General features: G+C 62.8%; 21 protein-coding genes. 11 read left to right on the forward strand and 10 right to left on the reverse strand.

Features of this window, described 5'->3' with window-relative positions; translation table 11 throughout:
• Positions 1 to 23 precede the first annotated feature (23 nt).
• The 6 genes from FNB15_RS10070 (at position 24) to FNB15_RS10095 (ending at position 9,498) form a co-directional block, all read left to right on the forward strand.
• A complete protein-coding gene (locus FNB15_RS10070) occupies positions 24 to 998 on the forward strand; it encodes an ABC transporter permease (RefSeq protein ID WP_144068574.1) in 975 nt (324 codons plus the stop codon).
• Between the two features lie 33 nt (positions 999 to 1,031).
• Positions 1,032 to 2,039 carry a sugar ABC transporter substrate-binding protein gene (locus FNB15_RS10075; protein ID WP_144068575.1) on the forward strand — a complete coding sequence of 336 codons (1,008 nt, stop codon included), beginning with the start codon at positions 1,032 to 1,034 and terminating at the stop codon, positions 2,037 to 2,039.
• 66 nt (positions 2,040 to 2,105) lie between these two features.
• Positions 2,106 to 4,226: an ABC transporter permease gene (locus FNB15_RS10080; protein ID WP_144068576.1), complete on the forward strand. Its 2,121-nt coding sequence runs from the start codon at positions 2,106 to 2,108 to the stop codon at positions 4,224 to 4,226.
• Positions 4,227 to 4,285: 59 nt separating this feature from the next.
• The gene (locus FNB15_RS10085; RefSeq protein WP_185973801.1) at positions 4,286 to 5,293 is read left to right on the forward strand and encodes an NHL repeat-containing protein; all 1,008 of its coding nucleotides are present in this window, start codon (positions 4,286 to 4,288) and stop codon (positions 5,291 to 5,293) included.
• 14 nt (positions 5,294 to 5,307) lie between these two features.
• A complete protein-coding gene (locus tag FNB15_RS10090) occupies positions 5,308 to 6,804 on the forward strand; it encodes a sugar ABC transporter ATP-binding protein (protein ID WP_144068578.1) in 1,497 nt (498 codons plus the stop codon).
• Between the two features lie 36 nt (positions 6,805 to 6,840).
• The gene (locus FNB15_RS10095) at positions 6,841 to 9,498 is read left to right on the forward strand and encodes an AMP-binding protein (RefSeq protein WP_185973802.1); all 2,658 of its coding nucleotides are present in this window, start codon (positions 6,841 to 6,843) and stop codon (positions 9,496 to 9,498) included.
• A 255-nt stretch (positions 9,499 to 9,753) separates the two neighbouring features.
• Here the strand turns inward: FNB15_RS10095 and FNB15_RS10100 are convergent, their stop codons facing one another.
• The 7 genes from FNB15_RS10100 to FNB15_RS10130 all read right to left on the reverse strand — a co-directional run bounded on the left by FNB15_RS10100 (position 9,754) and on the right by FNB15_RS10130 (position 16,278).
• A complete protein-coding gene (locus FNB15_RS10100) occupies positions 9,754 to 10,431 on the reverse strand; it encodes an amino acid ABC transporter permease (RefSeq protein ID WP_144068579.1) in 678 nt (225 codons plus the stop codon).
• Position 10,432: 1 nt separating this feature from the next.
• Positions 10,433 to 11,113, reverse strand: coding sequence for an amino acid ABC transporter permease (locus tag FNB15_RS10105; RefSeq protein WP_144068580.1), 681 nt, complete (start codon positions 11,111 to 11,113; stop codon positions 10,433 to 10,435).
• Positions 11,113 to 11,862, reverse strand: a complete 750-nt coding sequence (locus FNB15_RS10110) for an amino acid ABC transporter ATP-binding protein (protein ID WP_144068581.1) — start codon at positions 11,860 to 11,862, stop codon at positions 11,113 to 11,115. The genes FNB15_RS10105 and FNB15_RS10110 overlap by 1 nt, the downstream gene beginning before the upstream one ends.
• Before the next feature lie 37 nt (positions 11,863 to 11,899).
• Complete coding sequence (locus FNB15_RS10115) at positions 11,900 to 12,745, reverse strand: transporter substrate-binding domain-containing protein (RefSeq protein ID WP_144068582.1); 846 nt, start codon at positions 12,743 to 12,745, stop codon at positions 11,900 to 11,902.
• Between the two features lie 44 nt (positions 12,746 to 12,789).
• Positions 12,790 to 13,740: an N-carbamoyl-D-amino-acid hydrolase gene (locus FNB15_RS10120; RefSeq protein ID WP_144068583.1), complete on the reverse strand. Its 951-nt coding sequence runs from the start codon at positions 13,738 to 13,740 to the stop codon at positions 12,790 to 12,792.
• Positions 13,737 to 15,212, reverse strand: coding sequence for a dihydropyrimidinase (hydA, locus tag FNB15_RS10125; protein WP_144068584.1), 1,476 nt, complete (start codon positions 15,210 to 15,212; stop codon positions 13,737 to 13,739). The genes FNB15_RS10120 and hydA overlap by 4 nt, the downstream gene beginning before the upstream one ends.
• Before the next feature lie 130 nt (positions 15,213 to 15,342).
• Positions 15,343 to 16,278, reverse strand: coding sequence for a LysR family transcriptional regulator (locus tag FNB15_RS10130; RefSeq protein ID WP_144068585.1), 936 nt, complete (start codon positions 16,276 to 16,278; stop codon positions 15,343 to 15,345).
• 159 nt (positions 16,279 to 16,437) lie between these two features.
• On the opposite strand from FNB15_RS10130, the gene FNB15_RS10135 reads away from it, so the two are divergent.
• From FNB15_RS10135 to FNB15_RS10155, 5 genes are read left to right on the forward strand one after another with little or no spacing between them, the layout of a single operon-like run.
• A complete protein-coding gene (locus tag FNB15_RS10135) occupies positions 16,438 to 17,097 on the forward strand; it encodes an aspartate/glutamate racemase family protein (protein ID WP_144068586.1) in 660 nt (219 codons plus the stop codon).
• Positions 17,098 to 17,102: 5 nt separating this feature from the next.
• Positions 17,103 to 17,741 carry a flavin reductase family protein gene (locus FNB15_RS10140; protein ID WP_144068587.1) on the forward strand — a complete coding sequence of 213 codons (639 nt, stop codon included), beginning with the start codon at positions 17,103 to 17,105 and terminating at the stop codon, positions 17,739 to 17,741.
• The gene (locus FNB15_RS10145; RefSeq protein ID WP_144068588.1) at positions 17,738 to 19,150 is read left to right on the forward strand and encodes an FAD-binding oxidoreductase; all 1,413 of its coding nucleotides are present in this window, start codon (positions 17,738 to 17,740) and stop codon (positions 19,148 to 19,150) included. Before FNB15_RS10140 ends, FNB15_RS10145 begins: the two co-directional genes overlap by 4 nt.
• A gap of 26 nt (positions 19,151 to 19,176) precedes the next feature.
• Positions 19,177 to 20,100, forward strand: a complete 924-nt coding sequence (locus FNB15_RS10150) for a dihydrodipicolinate synthase family protein (RefSeq protein WP_144068589.1) — start codon at positions 19,177 to 19,179, stop codon at positions 20,098 to 20,100.
• The gene (locus FNB15_RS10155) at positions 20,100 to 20,885 is read left to right on the forward strand and encodes an SDR family oxidoreductase (RefSeq protein ID WP_144068590.1); all 786 of its coding nucleotides are present in this window, start codon (positions 20,100 to 20,102) and stop codon (positions 20,883 to 20,885) included. The genes FNB15_RS10150 and FNB15_RS10155 overlap by 1 nt, the downstream gene beginning before the upstream one ends.
• Positions 20,886 to 20,925: 40 nt before the next feature.
• Here the strand turns inward: FNB15_RS10155 and FNB15_RS10160 are convergent, their stop codons facing one another.
• The 3 genes from FNB15_RS10160 to FNB15_RS10170 are packed head-to-tail and all read right to left on the reverse strand — an operon-like array spanning position 20,926 to position 23,946.
• A complete protein-coding gene (locus FNB15_RS10160) occupies positions 20,926 to 21,975 on the reverse strand; it encodes an aromatic ring-hydroxylating dioxygenase subunit alpha (protein ID WP_144068591.1) in 1,050 nt (349 codons plus the stop codon).
• Positions 21,976 to 22,021: 46 nt separating this feature from the next.
• Positions 22,022 to 23,233, reverse strand: coding sequence for an FAD-dependent oxidoreductase (locus FNB15_RS10165; RefSeq protein ID WP_144068592.1), 1,212 nt, complete (start codon positions 23,231 to 23,233; stop codon positions 22,022 to 22,024).
• Positions 23,230 to 23,946, reverse strand: coding sequence for an ABC transporter permease (locus tag FNB15_RS10170; RefSeq protein WP_221932789.1), 717 nt, complete (start codon positions 23,944 to 23,946; stop codon positions 23,230 to 23,232). Before FNB15_RS10170 ends, FNB15_RS10165 begins: the two co-directional genes overlap by 4 nt.
• Positions 23,947 to 23,972 lie beyond the last annotated feature (26 nt).

A 23,972-nucleotide genomic window follows, 5' to 3' on the forward strand; every position in this document is an offset into this window, starting at 1 on the left:
ATCAGTTGGGAGGCAAACAACTTATGCTCCGCGCGGCGAATCTGACCCAGGAGCGCATCGTGCTGGTGCTGGCGCTTGTCCTTACGGCAGCCTTCGCCATCTCCCTGCCGGGTTTCCTGACATCTCAAAATCTCCTCGCGCTGCTGCGCAGCGTCTCGGTACTCGGCGTGCTGGGGATCGCAATGGCGCTGGTGGTGATCGGGCGTGGCATCGACCTGTCGCTGGTCGCCGTGATGGCGGTGTCGCTGGCCTGGACGCTGAATCTCGTAACAGGCGGCATGCCGCTTGGCATCGCGCTGCTGCTGGGACTGGGTTTCTGCTTGCTCTCCGGGCTGATTACCGGCTTCCTGATTGCCTATGTCGAAATCCCGGCGATCTTTGCCACGCTGGCGATGGGCACTTTCATCTACGGCTTCGGCCGCTATTTTCTGATCACGCTCGATGTCGTCTATCTGCCGGATGCCGCGCGTTCCATTGTTTGGATTGGCAGCGGTTCCTTCATGGGAATTCCGGTGCCGGTGCTGGTCTTCGGCGGCGTCTGCCTGCTCGGCGCGCTGTTCCTGCGCTATGTCAAATCCGGCCGCTTCATCCGCGCTATCGGTGACAATCCGCTGGCCGCAAGGATCACCGGCATTCCGGTGCGTCCCGTCATTGTCATGCAGTATGCGCTGTCCGGTCTGATCGGCTTCGTCGCCGGTCTGGTGACCGCCACATCGGTGGCCAGCATGAACATCCGGGTCGCCAACTCCACCTTCGTCTATGACGTGATCCTCGTCGTGGTGCTTGGCGGCATCGGTCTGTCTGGCGGCAAGGGGGGCGTGCGCAATGTCATCGTCGGCACGCTGCTGATCGGCGTCCTGATCAACGGCATGACGATCATGGATATCCAGTACACGGTCCAGAACGTCATCAAGAGCCTGATTCTGCTCGCGGCCATCGTCGCCGACACCATCATAAACCCCCGGGACGAACAGACCGCGCAACAGGGCGATATCTAGATTTTACAAAAAACAAACCCAACGGAGGAAATCATGAAGGGTATTACAGCGCTGCTGGCGGCAGCCGCCATCCTGTCGGCCAGTTCCCTGGCCAGCACCTCGGCCACTGCGCAGGGGATCGACGATCCCGCGCGGGCGTCGCATTACGCAGCCTTCAAGGGGAAGCGGGTCGTATTCGTGCCGATTGCGATGGGCTTCGATCTCACAGAAGGCTGGGCGGCGGGCATCCGCAACGCGCTCGAGCCGCTCGGCGTGAAGTTCGATATCCGCGATCCCAACTGGAACACCGATGCCGGTGCGCAGGCGATTACCTCGCTGATCGCGGAAAAGCCGGATGCCATCGTGGTGCACAATCCGGATGTGCAGTCCTATGCCCGCCTGCTCAAGCGCGCGGAAGAGGCCGGCATCTATGTTGTCCAGGTCAATATGCGCTCCAGCTACTCGACCGACGGTTTCGCCGGGGCCGACTATGTCGGCATGGGCGAGCGCATCGCCAATCGCCTGATCGAGAAATGCAGTCCGGCCAATGGCGGCAACGGCAAGATCGCCATCATGCAGGGCGTGTTGACCGCGGCGGCCAGCGCCTATCAGATGAAGGGCTTGGACAATGTACTGTCCAAGAACCCGCAGATGAAGGTCGTTGCCAACCAGGCGGCCGACTGGGACGCGACCAAGGCTCGGAGCATCATGGCCACCGTGCTGCAGCAGCATCCCGATCTCTGTGGCGGTGTCGGATTCTGGGATGTGATGGATGTCGGTACCGGGGCCGCGATCCGCGAATCCGGCAAGAAGGTGCACTGGATCACCCAGGGCGGTGGCAACCAGGCCGCCTGTGACAACCTGAGCAAGGATGTCTACAGCGAAGTGGTGAGCTACGACGTGCCGGCCCAGGCGCGCGACATCGCCAACATCATTCAGTCGCTGTTCCAGAACAAGCCCAAGCCGGGTGCGACGAAGACGACACTGTTCTCACCGCTCACCTTCATCACCAAGGAGAGCATGAAACCTGGTGCCTGCTGGACGCTCGAGACCAAGAAGTAGCACGCGTCATTCCGGGGCCGGCCGTGTGCCTGGCCCCGGAACATGATTCCATATCCAGGTCCCCAGATGCCCATCGCAGATACCATTGCCTATTGGCGCTACAGACTGGTGCCAGATCATATCGTTGGCGAAATTCTCGCCAAAAGGTGGATCGACAACGCCATCCCCTTTACCATCCTGGTCACAGTGCTGGCCGGCTTTGGATATGCCATGCCGGATTTCCTCAGCCTCGGCAGCATGACGGCGCTGACCCGGCAGCTCGGCGAATTCGGCATTGTGGTCATCGCCATGACCATCGTCATGCTGGCTGGCGGGATAGATCTCAGCGTCGGCTCAGTGCTGGCGCTGGCGAATATCACTGCGCTGGCGATGCTGAACCTCTTCCAGTTGCCGGTTGGGCTGGCCTTCACGATCACACTGGCGGTCGGCGCCACGGTCGGCCTGGTGAATGGCCTGCTGATTGGTTATCTGCGTCTGCGCGCTTTCCTCACCACGCTGGTCACACTGATCATCGTGCGTTCCATCGTCGATATGCTGCTGCTGAAATATGCCGTGCAGATTTCGGCTGGTTTCGTTGATTCTGCCGTCTGGGATTTCATCGGGGACGGCAAGATCGCGCAGGTGCCGTTCAGTTTCGTGCTGTTTCTGGTCATTGCCATCGTCGTGCATCTGGTGTTCAGCCGCACCCGGCCGGGCTGGCATCTGATGGCGGTGGGCGGTTCGCGCCGCTCGGCTCATAATGTGGGCATACACGTGCGCCGCACCGTCTGCCTCACTTATGTCATCTCGGGCACACTCGCCGCACTGGCGGGTTTCCTGTTCGCCGCGCGCCTCGGCGGCGCTGGATCGGATGTCGGCATCGGTCTCGAGATCACGGTACTGACGGCAGCCGTGCTCGGCGGCAACAGTCTCGGCGGGGGGCGCGGCTCGGCGGCCAAGGCCGTGCTCGGTGCGATCACCGTCATGATTATCATCAACGGACTGGTGCGCGTGGGCGCCGGCAGCGGTGCGAATTCCCTGATCCTCGGCCTCATCCTGCTGGCTGCGGTGGCGATCGACGTTCGCTGGCTGAAGAACCGGCACAAGGTGCTGGCCAAGGTCTATGTCTCGCCAGCCTTTCGCAGCCTGCCGGCGCCGCCCGGCACTGAGCGGGGCTCGTCTTCGCCCTATGCGCTGAACGACCGCCTGCGTGATGTGTCGTTGATTGGCCTGAACCAGGTCGATGGGCCCGAGGACGTGATCCTGGATGAGAACGATCACATCTACACTGGTACCCGTACCGGCGACATCGTACGGTTCTTTGCGCCCGACTACACGCGGCAGGAAGTCTTCGCCCATGTCGGCGGCCGCCCGCTCGGCATGGCCTTTGCCCGGGACGGTGCGCTGATTTGCTGCATCGGTGGCATGGGTCTGTATCGCATTGGCATGGACCGGCAGATCGCCAAGCTGACCGACGAAACCAACCGCACGCCCTTCTCGATCATCGACGATGCGCGTCTGCGGCTGGCGGACGATCTGGACATCGCGCCGGATGGCCGCATCTTCTTCAGCGAAGCGACCACCCGCTACGAGATGCATGAATGGCCGGTCGATGGTCTCGAATCGCGCGGCAATGGCCGCATCATCTGCTATGACCCGCGGACGAACACGACGCGGACGGTGCTGCGGAACCTGACCTTCCCCAATGGCATCTGCATGACCCACGACGGCGAATCCTTCCTCTTCGCCGAGACCTGGAGCTGCAGCGTCAGCCGGTATTATTTCGGCGGTCCCAGAGCGGGAACCGTCGAGACGGTGATTCCGGACCTGCCTGGTCATCCCGACAACATCAACCGGTCCTCGGATGGCACCTACTGGCTGGCGCTGGTCGGCGTCCGGACGCCGAGCATGGACCTCGCACTGAAAATGCCCGGCTTCCGACGCCGGATGGCGCGTCGCGTGGCGCCCGATGAATGGCTGTTCCCCAATATCAATACCGGCTGCATTGTCCGGTTCGATGAAAGCGGTCGCATCCTCGATGTGCTCTGGGATCTCGGCGGCAAGAACCACCCGATGATCACCTCGATGCGCGAGCACCGGGGGCATCTCTATATCGGCGGCATCTCCAACAACCGGATCGGCAGGCTGTCGCTGGCCGGTGCCGATCCGAACTGGACCGGGCCGCAGTCCTACTGGGGCAGCAAATGAGCTTCCTTTTTACGCGGGTTCTGGATTCCTTTCTCGGTCGCGGCGAGAGCGCCATCACCGTGCCGGCCCTGGATGGCGCGCTGCGGCCGAACCGGCGGCTTGATGATGCAGCGGAACGCATTCCGGTTCACGCGCCGGGCGGCATCGCGTCCGGTCGTGATGGCCTGGTGGTCAGTTCCGGCAGCGAACTGCATCTTCTGGGTGGTGGTTCCGGTAAAATCCTGCACCACGCCGCGACAGAGATCAGTTGCTTGGTGGCAGTCGCCGGTGGAATCGCTTTTGGTTGCGATGATGGCAGTCTTGCAATCATCGGCGGCGAATTCGATGGGGTCGCTTTCCTGCCGCAGGAGGGTGCGCGCTGCCCCACGGCGATGGCCGGGGAGGGTGACATCCTCTATGTCAGTCATGGTTCGGCGCAGAACCCGCCGTCTGCCTGGCAGCGCGATCTGATGGAACGGAATGCTTCCGGATCGATCTGGCGGCTCGACCTGCGCAGTCGCAAACAGCAGCGCATCGCCGCCGGACTCGCGTATCCCGCCGGATTGGTGGTATCAGGCGATGGATTGATTGTCGCGGAGAGCTGGAAACACCGGATCGTCCTGCTCGACAAAACAACCGGCATGCTGCGGCGGCAGATTCAGGGTGACCTGCCCGGTTATCCCGGCCATATCGGCCGCGGGCCGCATGTGGGTTATGTCATGACCATGTTCGCGCCACGCAACCAGCTGGTGGAGTTCATCCTGCGCGAGGACCAATACCGATGCCGGATGATGGCGGAGGTCGATCCGCGCTACTGGGTCGCGCCCACATATCGCAGCGGCCGATCCTACTACGAGCCGCTACAGGGCGGCGGCGTCAAGCAGCTCGGCATCCTGAAGCCCTGGGCACCGACATTGTCCTTCGGCATGGTTGCCCTGCTGGATCAGGACTGCCTGCCTGTCGACAGCTTCCAGAGCCGCGCCGATGGCGCGACGCATGGCATTACTGGCGCAGTCGTTCATGACGGAGCGCTGTATGTGGCATCAAGAGGCGACGATGTCGTTGTCCGGCTCGATCTCGGTTCGTAAAGGCAGGCCCGGTCATGACGGCGATTCTAGAACTCAGGCACGGCACCAAGGAATATCGCGGCGTTCCCGCCATCAGGGACGTCTCCTTCACGCTGGAGCAGGGCGAGGTGCATGCCCTGCTGGGCGAGAACGGCGCCGGCAAGTCGACGCTGACGAAGATGCTGGCCGGCGTCGTCACGCCGACGGCGGGCGAGATTGTGCTGGACGGGCAGCGGGCGGACCTGCGCGGCCCGTCGGATGCGCTGCGCCAGGGCATCGCCATGGTCTATCAGGAGACCAGCCTGGTCCCGTCGCTGACCGTGGCGCAGAACCTGTATCTGGGCGACGCCAAATGGTTCAATCGTCTGCGGGGCATCTATATCGCGGCGCAGCAATTTCTGCAGTCGCTGAATTTCCCGGTCGATCCCACGGCCCTCGTCTCCAGCCTGGGTGCGGGTCAGAAGCAGATGGTGGAGATTGCCCGCGCCGTGCACCACAAGGCGCGGATCATCATTTTCGACGAGCCGACCGGGACGCTGACGCCTGAGGAGAAGCACCACTTCTTCGCCCTGGTGAAACGGCTGCAGGTGCGGGGCGTCTCGATCATCTTCATTTCCCATGCGCTGGAAGAGGCGCTGCAGATCTCAGACCGCATCACCATCCTGCGCGATGGCGAGCATGTCATCACCGATCGGACGGGCAGTTTCGACCGCGACCGCATCGTGCGCGCCATGGTCGGCCGGACACTGTCGGACGAACTCTATGGCGGGGCCGATGGACGCCGTGCGCGGCCGGCAGGCCGCAAGGTGTTGAGCGTACAGAACCTGTCGATGGGCACGATGGTGCGCAACACCACCTTCTCGGTCTTTGCAAGCCAGATCACCGGTATTTTCGGCCTGATCGGCTCGGGCCGCACGGAAACCGCCAAGGTGATCGCCGGCATCCTGAAGCGGGATTTCTTCCATGGCGGACAGATTCGGCTGGAGGACCGGCCGGTGCGCTACCGGGTGCCGCGGCCCGCCATCCGCGATGGCATTATTTATGTTACCGAAGACCGCAAGCTCGAAGGTTTCTTCGAGACGATGTCGGTGGCGGAGAATATCTACGTCGCCGCCATGGCCGGAGGACAGAGCCGCTCGAGGCTGGTCAGCATGTCGGAGATGCAGGCGCTGGCCGAAACATGGACGAAGGCGCTGAACATCAAGGTGATCAATGCGGACGCCCGCGTGATTGAACTGTCGGGCGGCAACCAGCAGAAGGTCGTGGTCAGCAAGGCGCTGGTGCAGAAGCCGAAGCTGATCATCTTCGACGAACCGACCCGGGGTGTGGATGTGGGCGCCATCGCTGAGATTCATCAGCTCATCAACCGTCTGGCCGATGAAGGCATGGCGGTGGTGGTAATTTCCTCCTACCTGCCGGAAATACTGCATCTGTCAGACCGCATCCTGGTGTCGCGCCAGGGCCGGATCGTCGAGGAATTCACCGGCGGGCAGGCCGATGAAGAAACCATCATGTATGCGGCGGTCCATTGAGCCGCCGGGATTGAGTATGAAGACCGGAGTTGGGATATGAGGACGACACGCGCGATCCGAACCATCACATCGATTGCGGATGTCGAGGCCCTCGAGGCGATGCCGTATGACGCGCTGGTCCGCGCGCACACGCTGCTCGACCTGTTCCGCGCCACGGCAGAACTGCATCCGTCGCGGCCGGCGCTGACCATGATCGCCGCCGGCGGCTATGTCGGACAATCCGCCACGCTGACGCATGCAGATCTGTGCCGGGCCATTATCCGCGCGGCCAATTTCTTCCATCGACTCGGCAAAGATACAGGTGGCGTCGTCGCATTCCTGACGCCGGTCCTGCCCGGCATGGTCGAAGCGCTTTATGGCGCGCAGACAGCCGGGGTGGCCAGCACGATCAACTATCTGCTGAATGCACCGGTGATTGCCGATCTGCTCGCGGCAGAAGGCGCGACCACCCTGGTCATTCCAGCGGAGGAACTGGATGCGGACGTGTGGCGCAAGGCGAACGAGGTCATCGCGCTGACGCCCACATTGCGCAACATTGTGGTGCTGGGGGCATCAGCCAGCATTGCGCCCGGTCAACTGGATTTCAACGCGGAACAGGCGCGCTGCCGTTCTGATGGTCTCGATTTCGACAGCACGGCCGGTCGCAATACGGTCTGCGCCCTGTTCCACACCGGCGGCACCACCGGCCGCCCGAAGCTGGTGCAACTGACGCACGGCAACCAGATTCATGCCGCCTGGAGCTTCGCCCAGGTGCATGGCCTGGATGAACTGGATTCCGTGATCAACGGCTTTCCGCTGTTCCATGTCGGCGGCACCATCACGTCGGGGCTGTCGGTTCTGGCAGCCGGGGGCCATATGATCGTGCCGTCGCCGTATGGGTTGCGCGACAAGGGCGTGATCGCGACCTACTGGAAGATCGTCGAAGATTTCAGGGTGACGATTGTCGGCGGCGTGCCGACCTCGATTGCCGCCATCACCGAAGTGCCGCTCGATGGCGCCGATATCTCTTCGGTCCGTATGGGGCTCACCGGCGGCGCCGTCTGCCCGAAGGCGGTCAGCGACCGGTTCCAGTCGCGCACCAGCATCCGGCTGTATGAAACCTACGGCATGACCGAAACTGCGGCAGCCATCGCCTTCAATGCCGGCCGTGCCATGCCGGTGCAGGGCAGCGTCGGCTTCCGCGCGCCCTTTGCCCGCACGCGCGTCACCAGTTTAGATCCCGCGCGGGAGAATATGCCCTGCGCGCCGCAGGAAAGTGGTCTGGTGCAGGTCACCGGTCCGCAGGTTTTCCCAGGTTACGTCGATCCCGCGCATAATCGGGGCATCCGCAGTCCGGATGGCTGGCTGATCACTGGCGATGTCGGCTATCTGACCGAGGATCAGCGCCTGGTGCTGACCGGGCGGGAAAAGGACCTCATCGTCCGCAGTGGGCATAATATCAATCCATCCGACATCGAAGATGTCGCCAATGTCTTTCCTGGTGTGCAGATCAGCGCGGCCGTCGGTATGCCTGATGCCTATGCCGGCGAAGTGCCGGTACTGTTCGTCGTGGCCTCGCTGGATGCGGCCATCGACATGGAGGCTCTCGACCGGTATCTCGGCAAAGTCATCGCCGAACCGCCGGCGCGGCCGAAGCGGATTTTCCAGATCGATGCTCTGCCGACCACCGCCGTTGGCAAGATCGTCAAGAACGATCTGCGCGACCGCGCCATTGAGGAAAAGGTGAGAAGCGAGATCGCAGCCGTCTTCGGCAGGCCGGTCCCCGCGACAATACAGGTCGGGAAAGACGACAAGCTGAACACGGTGGTCCGTGTTGAGATCGCGGCAACGTATGGGGCCCCAGTCCAGGCCCTGAAAGCTGCACTGGAACCATTGCCGCAGAGGTATGACATTGTGATTGCGCAGGCCGGTGAACCGGAGGCAGAGCCCGTATTGCTTAGCCGGTCAGGACATGTCGCCACCATCACGCTGAACCGGCCGTCAGCCCTGAATGCGTTGTCGCCTGAAGTGGTGGGCGCACTGGATCGCGTTCTGGACGCACTGCATGCCGATGATACGACGCGGGTCGTGATCCTCACTGGCGCCGGCAGGGCATTCTGCGCCGGGGGTGACCTGCTCGGCTTTGGCCGGGAACTGGAACTCGATCCGCCGTCGCTGATCGACACGCTGGCGTATAACCAGCGGGTAGTCGAAAAGCTGAGGGCACTGCCGATGCCGGTGCTGGCGGCTGTCAACGGCGTGGCTGTGGCCGGCGGACTCGAAATGATCCTTGCCTGCGATGTCGTCATCGCGGCCGAGACGGCCAAAATCGGCGATGGCCACGCCCGATATGCCATCGTGCCTGCCGCCGGGTCGACAGTGCAGCTGTTGACCCGGATGCATGGAGCGCATGCCAGGCACATGCTGTTCAGTGCCGAGCTGTTTCCGGCCCGGCAATGCATGGACTGGGGGCTGGTCAATGAGGTGGTTCCGGCAGAGCAGCTGCACGATCGGGTGCAGGATATCGCCCGGCAGTACAGCCAGCAGAGTCCTGCAGTGCTAAGACATATGAAATCGCTGGCGCGCGCCGTCCATGACGGGGTCGTGCAGACCGGCCTGCGTGCCGAACTGAGCGCTTTTCAGACTCATCTGACGAGCCGTGATCTCGTGGAGGGACTGCTTGCTTTCCGCGACAAGCGGCAGCCCCGTTATTGACTTACCTTTAGCGCGGGGCAGGTTTTCGAGGAAAATGAGCTCGACGTCAGCCCTGCCGGCTGTTCAACCAGCTAAGCCCTGGAGCGGGTGAGGGGGAATCGAACCCCCGTCGTAAGCTTGGGAAGCCGACTTTCCCGCTCCGGCCAATTGGAAAAATATCGGAAAACTGCAGATCGGATTGCTGCCCGTGTGGGGCATGCCAGACAGGAAAACGGCTTGCAACATCGTGTTCAGTTTGTCTGAACGGCGTGTGCTTCAGTGCCTGACAACCATGTTCTTGTGTTCCAGCCGGCTCAGAAGGCGCACTAGCGGCCACAGCAGAGCCAGGTAGATCAGGGCCGCCAGAACGATCGGCGAGGGATTGTACAGCAGCGACTGGGCATCGCGTGCCACGCGCAGAAGTTCGGGCAGCGCGACGACGCTGGCCAGCGTAGTGAGCTTCACCACCTCGATGCTGTTGCCGATCAGGTCGGGCAGCACATTGCGGGTCGCCTGCGGCACCACCACGTAAGTCAGCGCCTGCAGCCGGCTGAGGCCGGTGGAGCGTGCGGCTTCCATCTGGCCCTGCGGCACAGCCAGCAGGCCGGCGCGGAAAATCTCGCCGTAATAGCTGGCGTTGTTGAGCAGGAAGCCGAGCGCCACGGCGAACAGCTTGGGCATGTCGATGCCCAGGAAGGGGAAACCGAAATAGATGAAGATCAGCAGCACCAGCGGCGGCAGCGCGCGGAAGACGTCGACATAGATCGCGATCAGGATGCGGACCAGTCGGCTTTCGGTTTGTGTCGCGACCAGTGCCACGAACAATCCGCCGGCCAGGCCGAGCGGAATCACCAATGCGGAAAGTCCGATGGTGGTGAGCAGGCCCTGCAGCAGGAAGGGCAGCACCTGCTGGAATACCTCGAGATTGAAGAAATTGCGCAGCAGGGCGTCCATGTCAGACTTTCCACTGCCAGCGGGTTTCCAGGCGGCGCGCCGCCAGGATGACCGGAATGAAGATCACCAGATAGGCCGCCGCCGCCATGGTCAGCGGCGTGGGATTGCCGGCATTGCTGGTGGCGGAGTGAGCATTGTTCAGCACCTCGCTGAGCGCCACCACCGAGCCGAGCGCGACATTCTTGCTGATGGCGATCACGCGGTTGGTCAGCGGCGGCACGGCAATACGAAAAGCCTGCGGCAGGATCACCGAGGTCATAGTCTGCCACCAGGTCAGGCCGGTGGAGCGTGCCGCTTCCCACTGGCCGCGCGGCAGGCTCAACATGCCGCCCCAGATGCATTCTTCAGCATAGGCCGCCAGCACCAGCGAGAGTGACAGCCAGGTGGCGGTCAGTGCCGACATCGACAGGCCAATCAGCGGGAAGGCAAAGAAAAAGATGATGATGACGACCAGCGGCGGCAGGGCGCGCATGATATCGACGAAGGCGACGATCGGCAGCGACAGCCAGGGCTGCTGCAGGGCGCGCAGGATGGCCAGCGCAAGGCCCAGCACAAGTCCGGTCACGGTGACGAGTATGCCGACCCCGGCGGTGACGCCCATGCCAGCAATGATATCGGGCCAGTAGCGCGCCGCGACCTCGGCATTGAAGAAGGTATGCAGGAAGCGGTCGAGCCCGTCCATTATTCGTGGCCGCCAGTATAGCGCGCCAGGAAAGCGCGTGTACGGTCATGCTTTGGCGCGCCGAACACGTCGGCGGGCGTGCCTTCCTCGACGATCACGCCGCCATCCATGAAGATCACGCGGTCGGCCGCGGCGCGGGCAAAGCCCATTTCATGGGTGACGACCAGCATGGTCATGCCGTTCTCGCGCAACTGGCGCATCACTTTCAGCACCTCGCCCACGGTTTCGGGATCGAGGGCGCTGGTCGGTTCATCGAACAGGATGATCTTGGGCTGCAGCACGATGGCGCGGGCGATACCCACGCGCTGCTGTTGCCCGCCGGACAGCTGAGCCGGATGGGCCTGCGCCTTGTCGGCCAGACCGACGCGCTCCAGCGCCGCCATGCCGAGCCGGTCCGCTTCGGCGCGGGATTTGCCCTGTACCTTGCGCAGCGCTAGGGTCACGTTGCCCAGCGCGGTGAGATGCGGGTAGAGATTGAACTGCTGGAATACCATGCCGATATGCTGGCGGACGGCGTTGATATCCACGTCCGGTCGGCTGATATCGGCGTCGCCCACCATGATCTGGCCGGACTGGAAACTCTCCAGCCGGTTGCAGCAGCGCAGCATGCTGCTTTTGCCCGAACCGGACGGGCCGATGACGCAGACCATCTCGCCGGGAAAGACCCTCAGGTCAATCCCGCGCAAGACCTCAAGGGAGCCGTAGGCCTTGTGCAGGCCTACGAGCTCCAGGATCGGTAACGCACTCATACTGACTGTCGCGGACTGACTCTCCGTACCGGAATGCTTACGAGCATTTCAGGGTGACCGGGGTCGCATCGTAGCCTTCCATGTTCGGCACGCCATGACCCGGCGCGATCACCACGGCAGCGGCGTCCGGACCCGGCTTGAAGCCGAACCATTTCTCGGCCGCCTTGGCCACGAAGCCATCCTTCTTCATGCATTTCAGCGCCATCGAGGCAGCGTCGCGGCCGGCCTTGTCGTCGCCGCGGAAGGCCAGCGCCCAGACCAGACCGGTAGTGATGGTGTAGCTGGTCTTGACTTCCTGGTTCTGCTTCGCCGCCCAGGCCGATACGGTGTTGCCGCCCAGATTGGCATCGGCGCGGCCCGACTGCACGGCCTGGATGGCGTCGGAATTGCTGCCATAGACGTCATATTTGAAGCCGTATTTCGCGGCATTGTCGCGCGTCCAGGTCTCGTAGGCCGAGCCCTTGTTGACGGCGATGGTCTTGCCCTTCAGGTCATCCAGGCTCTTGATGCCCGGCGCCGACTTCTTCTCGACGAAGGTGAAATCGGTGTTCAGATAGCCTTCGGTGAACAGCAGCGTCTTGGCGCGTTCCGGGGTCACTGTCACCGGCGCCAGCACGAAATCATACTTCTTGGCGTTCAGGCCCGGAATCAGGCCGGAGAATTCCGTTCCTTCCACTTCCAGCTTCTTGCCCATGCGCTTGGCCATTTCCTCGCCCAGCTCGATGTTGAAGCCCTGCAGGCCGCCACCGAGCTTGACCATCGCATGCGGGGCGAAGGTGGCATCGACGCCGGTCTTCAGCACCTGCGCCATGGCAGGCATGCCGACGGTCAGAATCAGGGTGCCGATCGCGGCCAGGCCCAGGTTGAGTTTGAAAGACGTCATGATTACCCCCGTTGTTGCAGTGATGGATGAAAACGAAAACCCGTTCAGTCCGGTGCGGTCCCCAGCGGTGCGCCGGCGCCGGTGCGTTCGACGATCAGCTTGTAATGCTCGGGCCGACGATGCTTGGCGAAATTGAAGACATGCTCGCGGAAGGTTTCGCCGATGCTGAGATCGGCACTGGTGAAGATCAGCTCGTCTTCCTCGCTCTGCGCCTGCGCGGTGATCTCGCCGGTCGGCGCCACGATGGCGGAACCGCCGATCATGTGGAAACCGTCTTCCTTGCCGCATTTGGCTGCAGCCGCCACCCAGATGCCGTTCTGATAGGCATTGCCCTGCAGCGAGAGCAGATGGTGGAACATGCGCAGGTGCGGCGGCTCGTTCCAGTGGATGTTCCAGCTCGGCGTGTTGTAGCCCAGTGCCACGATCTCGGCGCTCTGCAGGCCCATCACGCGATAGGTCTCGGCCCAGCGCCGGTCGTTACAGATGCACATGCCGATCCGCGCGCCCAGCGCGTCCCAGACCTTGAAGCCTTCATTGCCGACCTCGAAGAATTTCTTCTCCAGATGCTGGAACGGCGCGGTCTCGATGTGATGCGAATGGCCGGGCAGGTGGATTTTGCGATAGCGGCCGACGATCTTCGCCTTTTCGTCGGTCAGGATCGCGGTGTTGAAGCGGCGACCGTCCGGCGTCAGTTCGGCATAGCCGAGATAGAAGCCGATGCCGAATTCGGCGGCCAGATCGAACAGCGGCTTGGTTTCCGGCCCCGGCATGCTGCGTTCGAAGAAGCGCTCGACGGCTTCCTCCTCGGTCATCCAGTAACGCGGGAAGAAGGTGGTCAGCGCCAGTTCCGGAAAGACGACAAATTTCGCGCCGCGTGATTTGGATTCGCGCAGCAATTCGATCAGCCGCTTGACGACAGCGGCGCGGCTATCGGCCAGGTGGATCGGGCCAAGCTGCGCGACGGCGATGCCGTAAGGCCGTTTCAGCGTGCTCATGCCGGGCCTCCCATTCCCACCAGGCTGCGCAGCATTTGGCGCGCCACGGCGGCCGAGATGCCGGTCGGATCGGCCAGCATGTCGGAGGGCTTGCGCTTGAGGAACTGGCCCGAGCCGCGTTCGACCTTCAGCTCGTTATTCTCGATCACGACGCGGCCGCGATTGATCACGATTTCCGGCCAGCCTTTCAGCTGGCGGCCTTCATAAGGGGTGTAGCCAACATTGTCGTGCAGCATGGTGGCCGTGACCGTGATCTCGCGATCCTGGTTCCAGATACCGAGATCGGCATCGGCACCGACGGCAATTGTGCCCTTGCGGCCGGACAGACCATACATCTCGGCATGGTTGGTGGCGGTTAATGCTACGAATTCCTGCATGCTGATGCGGCCGGCCATAACGCCTTCGGAGAACAGCAGCGGCAGGCGCAACTCCAGGCCGGGCACGCCATTGGCCATTTCCTTGAACGTCGTCGCATCGCCCTTGGGCAGCTTGCCGCTCTTGTCGAAACGGTAGGGCGCATGGTCGGAGGAATAGGTATAGAGCGTGCCATCCTTCATGCCGGCCCAGACCGCCTCCTGCGATTCCTTGTCACGCGGCGGCGGCGAGCAGCAGAACATCGCGCCCTGCAGGCCCTCGCGATCCAGATCCTCGGCGGTGAGGAACAGGTATTGCGGACAGGTTTCGGCATAGACGGCGGCGCCGCGCTGCTTGGCGCGACGAATGGTGTGGATCGCTTCCTGGCCAGAGACATGTACGATCAGCAGCGGCACGCCCAGCAGGCGCGACAGCGCGATGGCGCGGTTGGTCGCTTCGGCTTCGGCCAGCGGATCATGCGCCACGGCATGGAATTTCGGCGCGGTATGGCCCTGTTCCAGCAGGCGATGGGCCAGCCAGCGGATCATGTCGTGGTTCTCGGCATGCACCATCACCAGCGCCTGTTCGCGGGCCGCCACCGACAGCACATCGAGCAGCTGGTGATCGTCCAGCTTCAGCTTGTCATAGGTCATATAGACCTTGAGCGAGGTGATGCCGTCGCGGATCGCCTTGGGCAGATCGGTCTGCAGCGCGGTATCGTCCGGATTGGCGAGGATCAGATGGAAGCCGTAATCGATCACGGCCTTCTCGCGCGCCAGTTTGCCGTAATCGGCGACGACCTCAGGGATCTTCATGTCGCGATGCTGCGCGGCAAAAGGAATGATCGTCGTGGTGCCGCCGAAGGCGGCCGAGACGGTGGCCGAATAGAAATCGTCGGCGCACATCAGGCCCATGCCGGAAAGCTGCTCGACATGGCAGTGGCTGTCGATGCCGCCGGGCAACACCCAGCGGCCGGCCGCGTCGATCTCACGTTTTCCGGGCGCCAGTCCCTTGCCCAGGGCGGCGATCACGCCGTCGCGGACGGCGATATCGGCTGCAAACACGTCGCTCGCGGTGGCAATACGGCCATTGCGTATCACCAGGTCGAAATCACTCATGCGCCCCACTCAAATGCTGATCAGACACAGCGCTTCGACAAAAATTCTCGCAATGCAGCACCAGAATGTCGCATGCCGGTTTGTCATCCGCCCTTAACATCATGTTAAGGGCGACCGGCGGCAGTGGCGGTCAGTGCCGTAACGCCCCTTCGCGCATGTCCTCCTGCAGCGAAAAACCGTTGGCGGCCATGAGCTTGCGCAAAATCTTCACGAAGGATTGCGCGAGCTGCGACATTGGCTCGAAGCGCAGGAAGGCGAGGTTGGCCATCATCACCGGCGCGTCTGAGACGGGACGCGACACGAGATGGCCGTTCGGCCAGTTGTGCAGTGAGAATTCGTCGATCAGCGCCACGCCGGCACCAGCCTGCACCAGCGCGCAGGCGCTTTGCGGTGAGCCGACCTCGATGGTGGCTCTCAGCGGCAGGCCGGCGCGGTCATACATCTGCGCCACCATGCGGCCATAGGGTGTGTCGCGGTCATAGGCGATCAGCGGATATTCGGCCAGATCGGCCAGCGACAGCATGGGTTTGCGCGTCAGCGGATGATCCTCGGGGCAGACGCAGCAGACCGGACTCTGGCCCAGCGGTTTGGTCTCCAGGTTGGGATGGTCGATCGGTGTGCTGATCACGCCGATATCGGCCTGGTGGTTCAGCAGGCGCTCCTGCAGCGGCGCGTAATTGAGGAAATTGAAGGTGACTTTCGCGTCCGTATATTTCTCGCAAAGCTGGGCGATTGCCTGCGGAATCAGCACATGGCCGATACTTGGGCTGGACACGATATGCAAAGCGCCCTGGCGGCGCTCTGCCAGCGAATGCGCGACTTCGTTGACGCGCTGCACGCCCAGGTAGACATGGTCGACTTCCCGGAACAGGCGTTTCGCCTCAGGGGTTGCGTAAAGCCGGCCCCTGATGCGCTCGAATAGCGGAAAGCCGACGCGGGTTTCGGTGTAGGACAGCAGACGGCTGACTGCCGGCTGCGAGACATGCAGCACTTTTGAAGCACCGCTGATCGAGCCGGTGCTCATCACGGCGCGGAAAACTTCAATCTGCCTGAGATTCAAGGACATACGCGCCTCCCATGCGCCGTTTTATGGTCATCGCATGATGCACCAAAAATCGGTCATCCCATAACATCGCGTTAAGGGTGCCAGACAAATACGCAAGGAGCATGCCACTCCCAGCGCGCGCGGAGTGACATAGACTGGCCGCAACTCCTGGAGGCCGCGATGACATCCACAATCATTGTGATCAATCCGAATTCGAACGAAGGCGTGACGGCCGGCATCGATGCCGCGCTGGAACCCCTGCGCATGGCCGGCGGCCCGGCGATCCGTGCCCTGACGCTGAAAGAGGGCCCGCCGGGGGTCCAGAGCCAGCATGACGTGGAGAGCGTGACTTTGCCGTTGGCGCGACTGGCGCAATCGCTGGAAGCCGAGGCCAGTGCCTTCGTCATTGCCTGTTTCAGCGATCCTGGCCTGCATGTGGTGCGCGAGGCCGTGAAATGCCCGGTGCTGGGTATCGCCGAATGTGGCGTACTGACGGCCCTCACCATGGGCCACGCTTTCGGCGTCATCGCCATTCTGCAAACCTCGATCCCGCGTCACCTGCGGCTCTGGGGCGCGATGGGCGTCACCGACCGTCTGGCCGGCGAACTCGCCATTGGTCTCACGGTGGCCGAACTCGCTGACCGCGAGCGCACGCTCAAGCGCATGATTGACACGGGTAAGCGTCTGCGCGACGAACGTCAGGCCAATACTATCGTCATGGGCTGCGCCGGCATGGCGGTGTTCCGTGACCCGCTGCAGGACGCGCTGGGCATCCCGGTGATCGAACCGACCCAGGCGGCGGCGACGATGGCATTAGGCCGCGTACGCCTGGGTTGGTAGCCGCGATGGATATCGCTGCCTCCGAGCTATCGCCCGACCGTATCTATAAGCTGCTGGTCAGCACGGTGATGCCGCGACCGATTGCGCTGGTCTCGACACTGAACGAGGACGGCAGCCCGAATGCGGCGCCTTTCAGTTTCTTCAACGTCTTCAGCAATGCGCCACCGCTGCTGGTGTTCGGCATCGAGGGCAACAAGCGCAGCGAAGACAGGCCGCATAAGGATACCGCGCGCAACATCCTCGCGCGCGGCGAATTCGTCGTGAACCTGGTCAGCCATGCGATGGCCCTGCCGATGGTGGCCAGTGCCATCGATTTCCCGGAAGGCGTCAGCGAATTCGACGAAGCCGGATTCACGCCGCGTCCCTCGAAGCAGGTCGCGGTGCCGGGCATTGCGCAATCACCCGTCAGTTTCGAATGCCGGCTGTTCAACACGGTGCCGCTGCCCTTCAATCGCAGTCTGGTCACCGGCGAAATCCTGCATCTGCATGTGGCCGACAACGCCATCGACGACAAATTGCATGTCGATCCAGATGCACTGGACCTTGTAGGCCGCATGCATGGCGCCGGCTGGTATATCCGCACGCGAGACCGCTTCGAGATTCCGCGCATGACGCCCGAGGAATGGAGAGCGAGACGTAAATGACGGATGTCCTCGAACGGCTGCGCGGCATTGTTGGCGCTGCTCACGTTCTCACCTCGACAGGCGATCAGCAGGCCTATGTTGTCGACTGGATGAAGAAATACCGTGGCGTGGCGCTGGCAGTGGTGCGGCCGGGCAGCACGGACGAGGTCGCTGCCGTTCTGCGCTGCTGCAATGATGCCGGCGTTACAGTGATTCCCCAGGGTGGCAACACCGGCATGGCCGGTGGTGCGACACCAGACGGCAGCGGCGCGCAGGTGATTCTCAGTCTGACGCGCATGAACCGCATCCGCGAGATCGATCCGGTCGGCAATACGATCACAGTGGATGCCGGCTGCGTGCTGGCGACGATACAGCAGGCCGCGCGCGATGCCGGATGCTTCTTTCCGCTCAGCCTGGGTGCCGAAGGCAGTTGCACCATTGGCGGCAATCTTGCCACCAATGCCGGCGGCATTGCCGTGCTGCGCTATGGCAACATGCGCGAACTGGCGCTTGGCCTGGAAGTGGTGCTGGCCGATGGCCGCATCTGGGATGGGTTACAGGCCCTGCGCAAGGACAATACCGGCTACGACCTGCGTGATCTGTTCATCGGCTCCGAAGGCACGCTCGGCGTGATCACCGGCGCTGTGCTGAAGCTGTATGCCGCGCCCGCCGCCAAAGTGACCGCGATGGCCGCGCTGCCCGGGCGCGCTGCTGCGCTGGCGCTGTTCACACGCTTACGAGCTCGTGCCGGCGACCGGCTAACGGCGTTTGAATTCATGACGCGCAACTGTGTCGACCTGGTGCTGAAGCACGCCAGCGGCGCCGTCGCGCCGTTTGCGGCGGCACCGCCGGCCATTGCCCTGGCCGAACTGAGCGATACCGACGCCGAGGCGGATCTGGCCGGACTGCTGGAAGACCTGCTGGCGGCGGCTGTCGAGGCGGGTGAGGCGACAGATGCCGTGATTGCCCAGAGCGGCGAACAGGCAAAGGCGCTGTGGCGCATCCGGGAAGGCATCTCGGAAGCCCAGGTCCGTGCGGGGAAAACGATCAAGCACGATATTGCGCTGCCGATCGGGCAACTCGCGGCCTTCATGGACGATTGCGAGCGCGTGGTCGAAGCGGCCTATCCGGGGCTGAACTTCCTGGTCTTCGGTCATCTCGGCGACGGCAACCTGCATTACAACCTGCAGCGCGCACCGCAGATGGATGACGATGCCTTCTATGCCCTGACCGGGCCACTCAATGCGCTGGTGCACGACCTGGTGCACCGCTATCGCGGCAGCATCAGCGCCGAACACGGCGTTGGCCAGCTGCGACGCGATGAGTTGCCGCGCTACAAGTCCGTCGTGGCGCTGCAGATGATGCATGACCTGAAACAGCTGTTCGATCCCGCCTGCATTCTCAATCCGGGCAAACTGCTCCAATCCTGATTCTCGCCACAAGAGGTTCTCCTGACATGGCCAAACTCGACGAATCCGCCAAGGGCGTTTACATCATCTCGGTCACGCCCTTCACCGACAGCGGCGTGCTCGACCTCGACAGTACCGACCGCATGGTCGATTTCTATGTGGAAAAGGGCGTTACAGGCTTCACCCTGCTCGGCATGATGGGCGAGGCGCCGAAGCTGACCATGGCGGAATCGCGCAGCTTCGTGCAGCGCGTGCTGAAGCGCCTGAACGGCAAGGCCCCCGTGGTGGTGGGCGCTTCCAGCCCCGGTTTCGCCTCGATGGCCGAGCTGACCAAGGCGGTGATGGATGATGGCGCTGCTGGAGTGATGATCGCACCGCCTGGCACGCTGAAGACCGACGACCAGATCGTCACCTATTACGAGAATGCTGCCGAGGCCATCGGCACCAGCGTTCCATTTGTGCTGCAGGATTTCCCGCAATCGACCAATGTGCATATGACGGCGGGGGTGATCGCCCGGATCATCAAGGCCCTGCCGTCCTGCGTGATGCTGAAGCACGAAGACTGGCCGGGGCTGGCCAAGCTGAGCGCGCTACGCGCCATGACCGATCTGCGCCGTGTCAGCATTCTGGTCGGCAATGGCGGCGTCTTTCTGCCCGAGGAGATGGAGCGCGGCGCCGATGGCGCGATGACGGGCTTCGCCTATCCCGAAATGATGACTGAGGTCGTCAAAGCCTATCAGGCCAGCAAGCCGGACCGCGCCCGCGACATTTTCGATGCCTATCTGCCGCTGGCGCGCTATGAACAGCAGCCGGGGCCCGGGCTCGCCATCCGCAAATATGTGCTGCAGAAGCGTGGTGTCATTGCGTCTGCCGCTTTGCGCAAACCGGGGCCGAAGCTGTCCGCCCTGGATATTGCCGAAACCGAGAAGATGATCGCGCGCCAGACCAGGCGCCTGCAGGAGATCGGCTGATGGATTTGGGGTTGAACGGAAAGCGCGCGCTGGTGCTGGGCGCCAGCCGGGGTCTGGGAGCAGCTTGCGCGAAGGTGCTGGCCCGCGAGGGCGCCACGGTGATTGCGGCGGCGCGCAGCATCGAGGATACCAGGGCCTGGATCGCCGCCGAAGAAGCGTCCGTGGCGGCGCGTCTGACGGCAGAAAAACTCGACCTTTCCGACCGCGCATCGGTCGACGGGCTGGTTGACCGCCTTCTGCAGGCGGGCGGGGTTGACGTCCTCGTCAACAACAGTGGTGGGCCGCCGCCAGGCGCGGCAGCCGAGATCGCGCTTGATCTCTGGCAGCAACAGTTTTCTGCCATGGCCGGCCACCTGTTTCATCTCACGGGCTGCCTGCTGCCGAAAATGCTGGAGCGGGGCTGGGGACGTGTCATTACCATTGCCTCTTCAGGCGTGGAACAGCCCATCCCAAATCTGGCGCTGTCGAATGGCCTGCGCATGGCGGTGCTCGGCTGGTCGAAGACGCTGGCGGCAGAAGTCGCGCCCAAAGGGGTGACGGTGAATCTTGTGCTGCCCGGCCGGATCCATACCGACCGCGTCGATCAACTGGATGGGGCCGCGGCGGCGAAACAGGGCAAGAGCCGTGACGAGATCGCCAAGGCCTCGCAAGCGACGATTCCCATGGGCCGTTATGGCCGGCCGGAGGAATTCGCCGATGCGGTGGCCTTTCTGGCCAGCCAGCGTGCCGGCTATATCACCGGTAGCAAGCTACGCGTTGACGGTGGCATGATACGCAGCCTGTAGGAGGCGGTAGCCGGCACACGCAATGGTCGCTGAAACGGATTCACTCCGCGGCGATCTCGCGGGTTACCGGCAGTCCTCCATGAATCTCGCCCTCGCCATGAGTCCGCATGAGCTCTAGCAGCCGCTTGCGCATGATGATGCCGCCGCGGTCCGAAGGCATATGAGCTTCGACGCGGCGCGAGATATCGATGCAGGCGTCCGGATCGGTTGCCTCGAGGATATCCTTGTCCTCCTTGGTGATGGCTGCGTCCCAGTCGATGAGTTCCTGGGTGCTGCAATCCTCCTCACGGTCGCTGCGATACAGCCACTGCACCAGCTGGATCCGGTCGTCGTCGATCGGCGTGGCGCAGTTGAAGATGATATGCCGCAGGCCGCCGGGATATTCCATGTCGAGCCTGCGGCAGAAGGGCATGTACCAGTGATTGCGCATATGCCGCGTGGTCGTCGGCTCCGTGGTGCCGGTGACGCGGTGCGCCGCCGGTGGATTGGCGATCGGCACGATGGATTCGGCATAGAAACCGTAGTCGGTTTCCTGCATCTCGTATTTTTCCGGTTTCGGCTGGTCGAACTGGCCGAATGTCGCCTTGTGCACAAAGGAGAAATGCGCGTTGTCGAAGGAATTCTCCAGCATGCGTAACGGCGCGCAGTTCCAGGTTTCATAGAACTGGTCGATGCGACGGTAAGCCGGGTTGCTGTCCTCGGGAATCTCGAACAGGTCCGCCAGCGGCTCATCGAGCGCGACCCAGGCATACCCGAAGCTCGACCGGCAGCGGTAGGCCGTGGTTTTCAGATTGCCGGAGACGGCACTGTTGTCAGGGAATTGCGGAATGCGAATGCACTGCCCGCTGCGATCATATGTCCAGCCATGGTAGCCGCAGACGATATTGCCATTCTCGCACCAGCCCTTCGACAGACGGGCCGTGCGGTGGCAGCAGCGATCTGACAGTGCGGCGGGTTGCCCGGCCGCATCCAGAAAGAGCACGATGTCTTCCCCCATCAGCCGGAAAGGCTTCGGGCCAGATCGCAGGTCGTCAAGTTTGACCGTTGCATACCAGAATTTACGCAAGGTTTTCTGTCGTGTGGTCAACATCACTGCCTCCTGACCCCGGGTCTGCCGTGTGGCGGCGGCTGCGCCGTCAGGCGGCCGAGACATCCCTGTAAAGCCGCGCCAGCTTCGCGCGAAATTCCGGCGAGGTTTTCGCCAGCGTCCCCGTCACCGGGTCGGCGCCGGCCAGCATCGTATCGGTGGCATCCCGCGAAAAGCCGGCGGCGAACTGCACGCGCGGCAACCGGCGCGCCTCGATCCGCCGCAGCGCGGCGGCAATGTCGGCTTCGCCCGGGGCGGCGAATGCGCGTCGCAGTTCGTCCAGCGCGATGCATGCATCTTCGATGGCCTGTGTGCCGCCCTGTCCAAGCGTGGGCACCATCGGGTGGGCGGCGTCGCCCAGCAGCAGGATGCGTCCGTGTCGATCGCAGAATTCCACCGGTGCTTCCTGCAGGCGGGCCCAGTGGATATGCGCGACATTGTTGCAGATGGCGTCGACAAGGAATGCGCATTTCGCGCTGAGCCCTTCCGGCGGCGTGTATAGCTGCCTCAGGCTGTCTGCATTCTTGATGTCGTCGGAAACATCGGAGTCGAGCGGGATCGGGAAGGAGCCAGAGATATAGGTGCTGTCGCCCGGAACGCGGAAGGCGAGCAGCCGGTTGGGGCCGTTGAACCACTGGCCATAGTCGTCCACCAGGTCAGGACGGGCTTCGTTCAGCAGCAGGCGGAAGATGCAGACGCCGATCATGGTCGGCTTGGGCGCGCCCCAGAAGGCCTGCCGCACTTTCGAGTAGCGGCCATCGCCGCCGACTAGCAGGTCGATGCCGTCGATCTTGTCAGTGCGGGCGTCGCGATCGACCGTTTCGAGCACGATCGGCCCGGTTTCACCGGCACGGGCATACCGTACCGCAGCGGCTTCGACGCCGAAGCGGACGCAATCACGCACCGGCTGGCGCAGCAGCTGGTACAACATCGCCCATCGGATGCGGACGCCGGGATTGTCTGCCACTTCACGCAACGGCAAATGCATCAGTTCGCGGCCACCGGTGAGTTCGATGCGCCAGCTTTCCCAGGGCAGGCTTTCAGCAAGCAGCGTTCGCGCGAGCTCTGGGTGATAGAGCGTCAGCGCTTTGATGGCGTTCGGACCGACATTGAGGCCGGTTCCCGCTTCCGCGTGGTCTTCGGTCGTGGCCCGTTCAAGGCAGATGACTTCGGCATTCTCCAGCTTGCGCAGGCCATCCGCCATGATGCTGCCGGCGACCCCGGTGCCGACGATGACGATGCGTTTGCGGCGTCTGGTCATTTGCCGCCCCAGTGGACAAAGGTTTTCTCGATGGTGAGGAATACCCAGTTCATGCCGTAGCCCAGGGCGCCGGCGGCGAAGATCGCGGCATACATGGTCGGCATTTCAAACAGCATCTGCGCCTCGATCAGGCGATACCCGATGCCGTTGCTTGAACCAATAAACATTTCGGCAACGACAATGATGACCAGCGACAGAGAAATACCATTGCGCATGCCAATGAAAGTCTGGGGCAGGGACTCCCAGAGATAGACATCGACCAGCACGCGCAGCCGGCTTGCCCCCATCACCTTGGCGGCAAGCACCCTTGTCTTCCTGGCATTCATGACGCCGTAGGCGACGTTGAACAGGATCACCAGGGAGGCGCCGAAGGCGGCCACCGCAATTTTGGTCTTGTCGCCAACGCCGAAAAGTACCAGGAAAAGCGGAAATACCGCAGAAGCGGGGGTGGAACGGAAGAAATCGATCACGAATTCGACCGAGCGATACAGTTTCTCCGCCGCGCCGAGCATGACCCCCAGAGGAATGGCGATAGCCGATGCGATCAGGAAGGACAGCACGGTGCGGTAGATCGTCTGGCCGAAATCAAACAGCAGCGGGCCGCCGACCAGCCCATCGATGAGTGCCTGCAACGCTTTCTGCGGCGGCGGTAGCAGTACGGGATCGGCAACCTTCAGCACTGTTGCCAGCCACCAGACGGCGACCAGCAGCACGACGCCGATCAGCGGGCGCCACCGGC

Origin of the sequence: Ferrovibrio terrae, from assembly GCF_007197755.1 — a bacterium.
GTDB lineage: Bacteria > Pseudomonadota > Alphaproteobacteria > Ferrovibrionales > Ferrovibrionaceae > Ferrovibrio > Ferrovibrio terrae.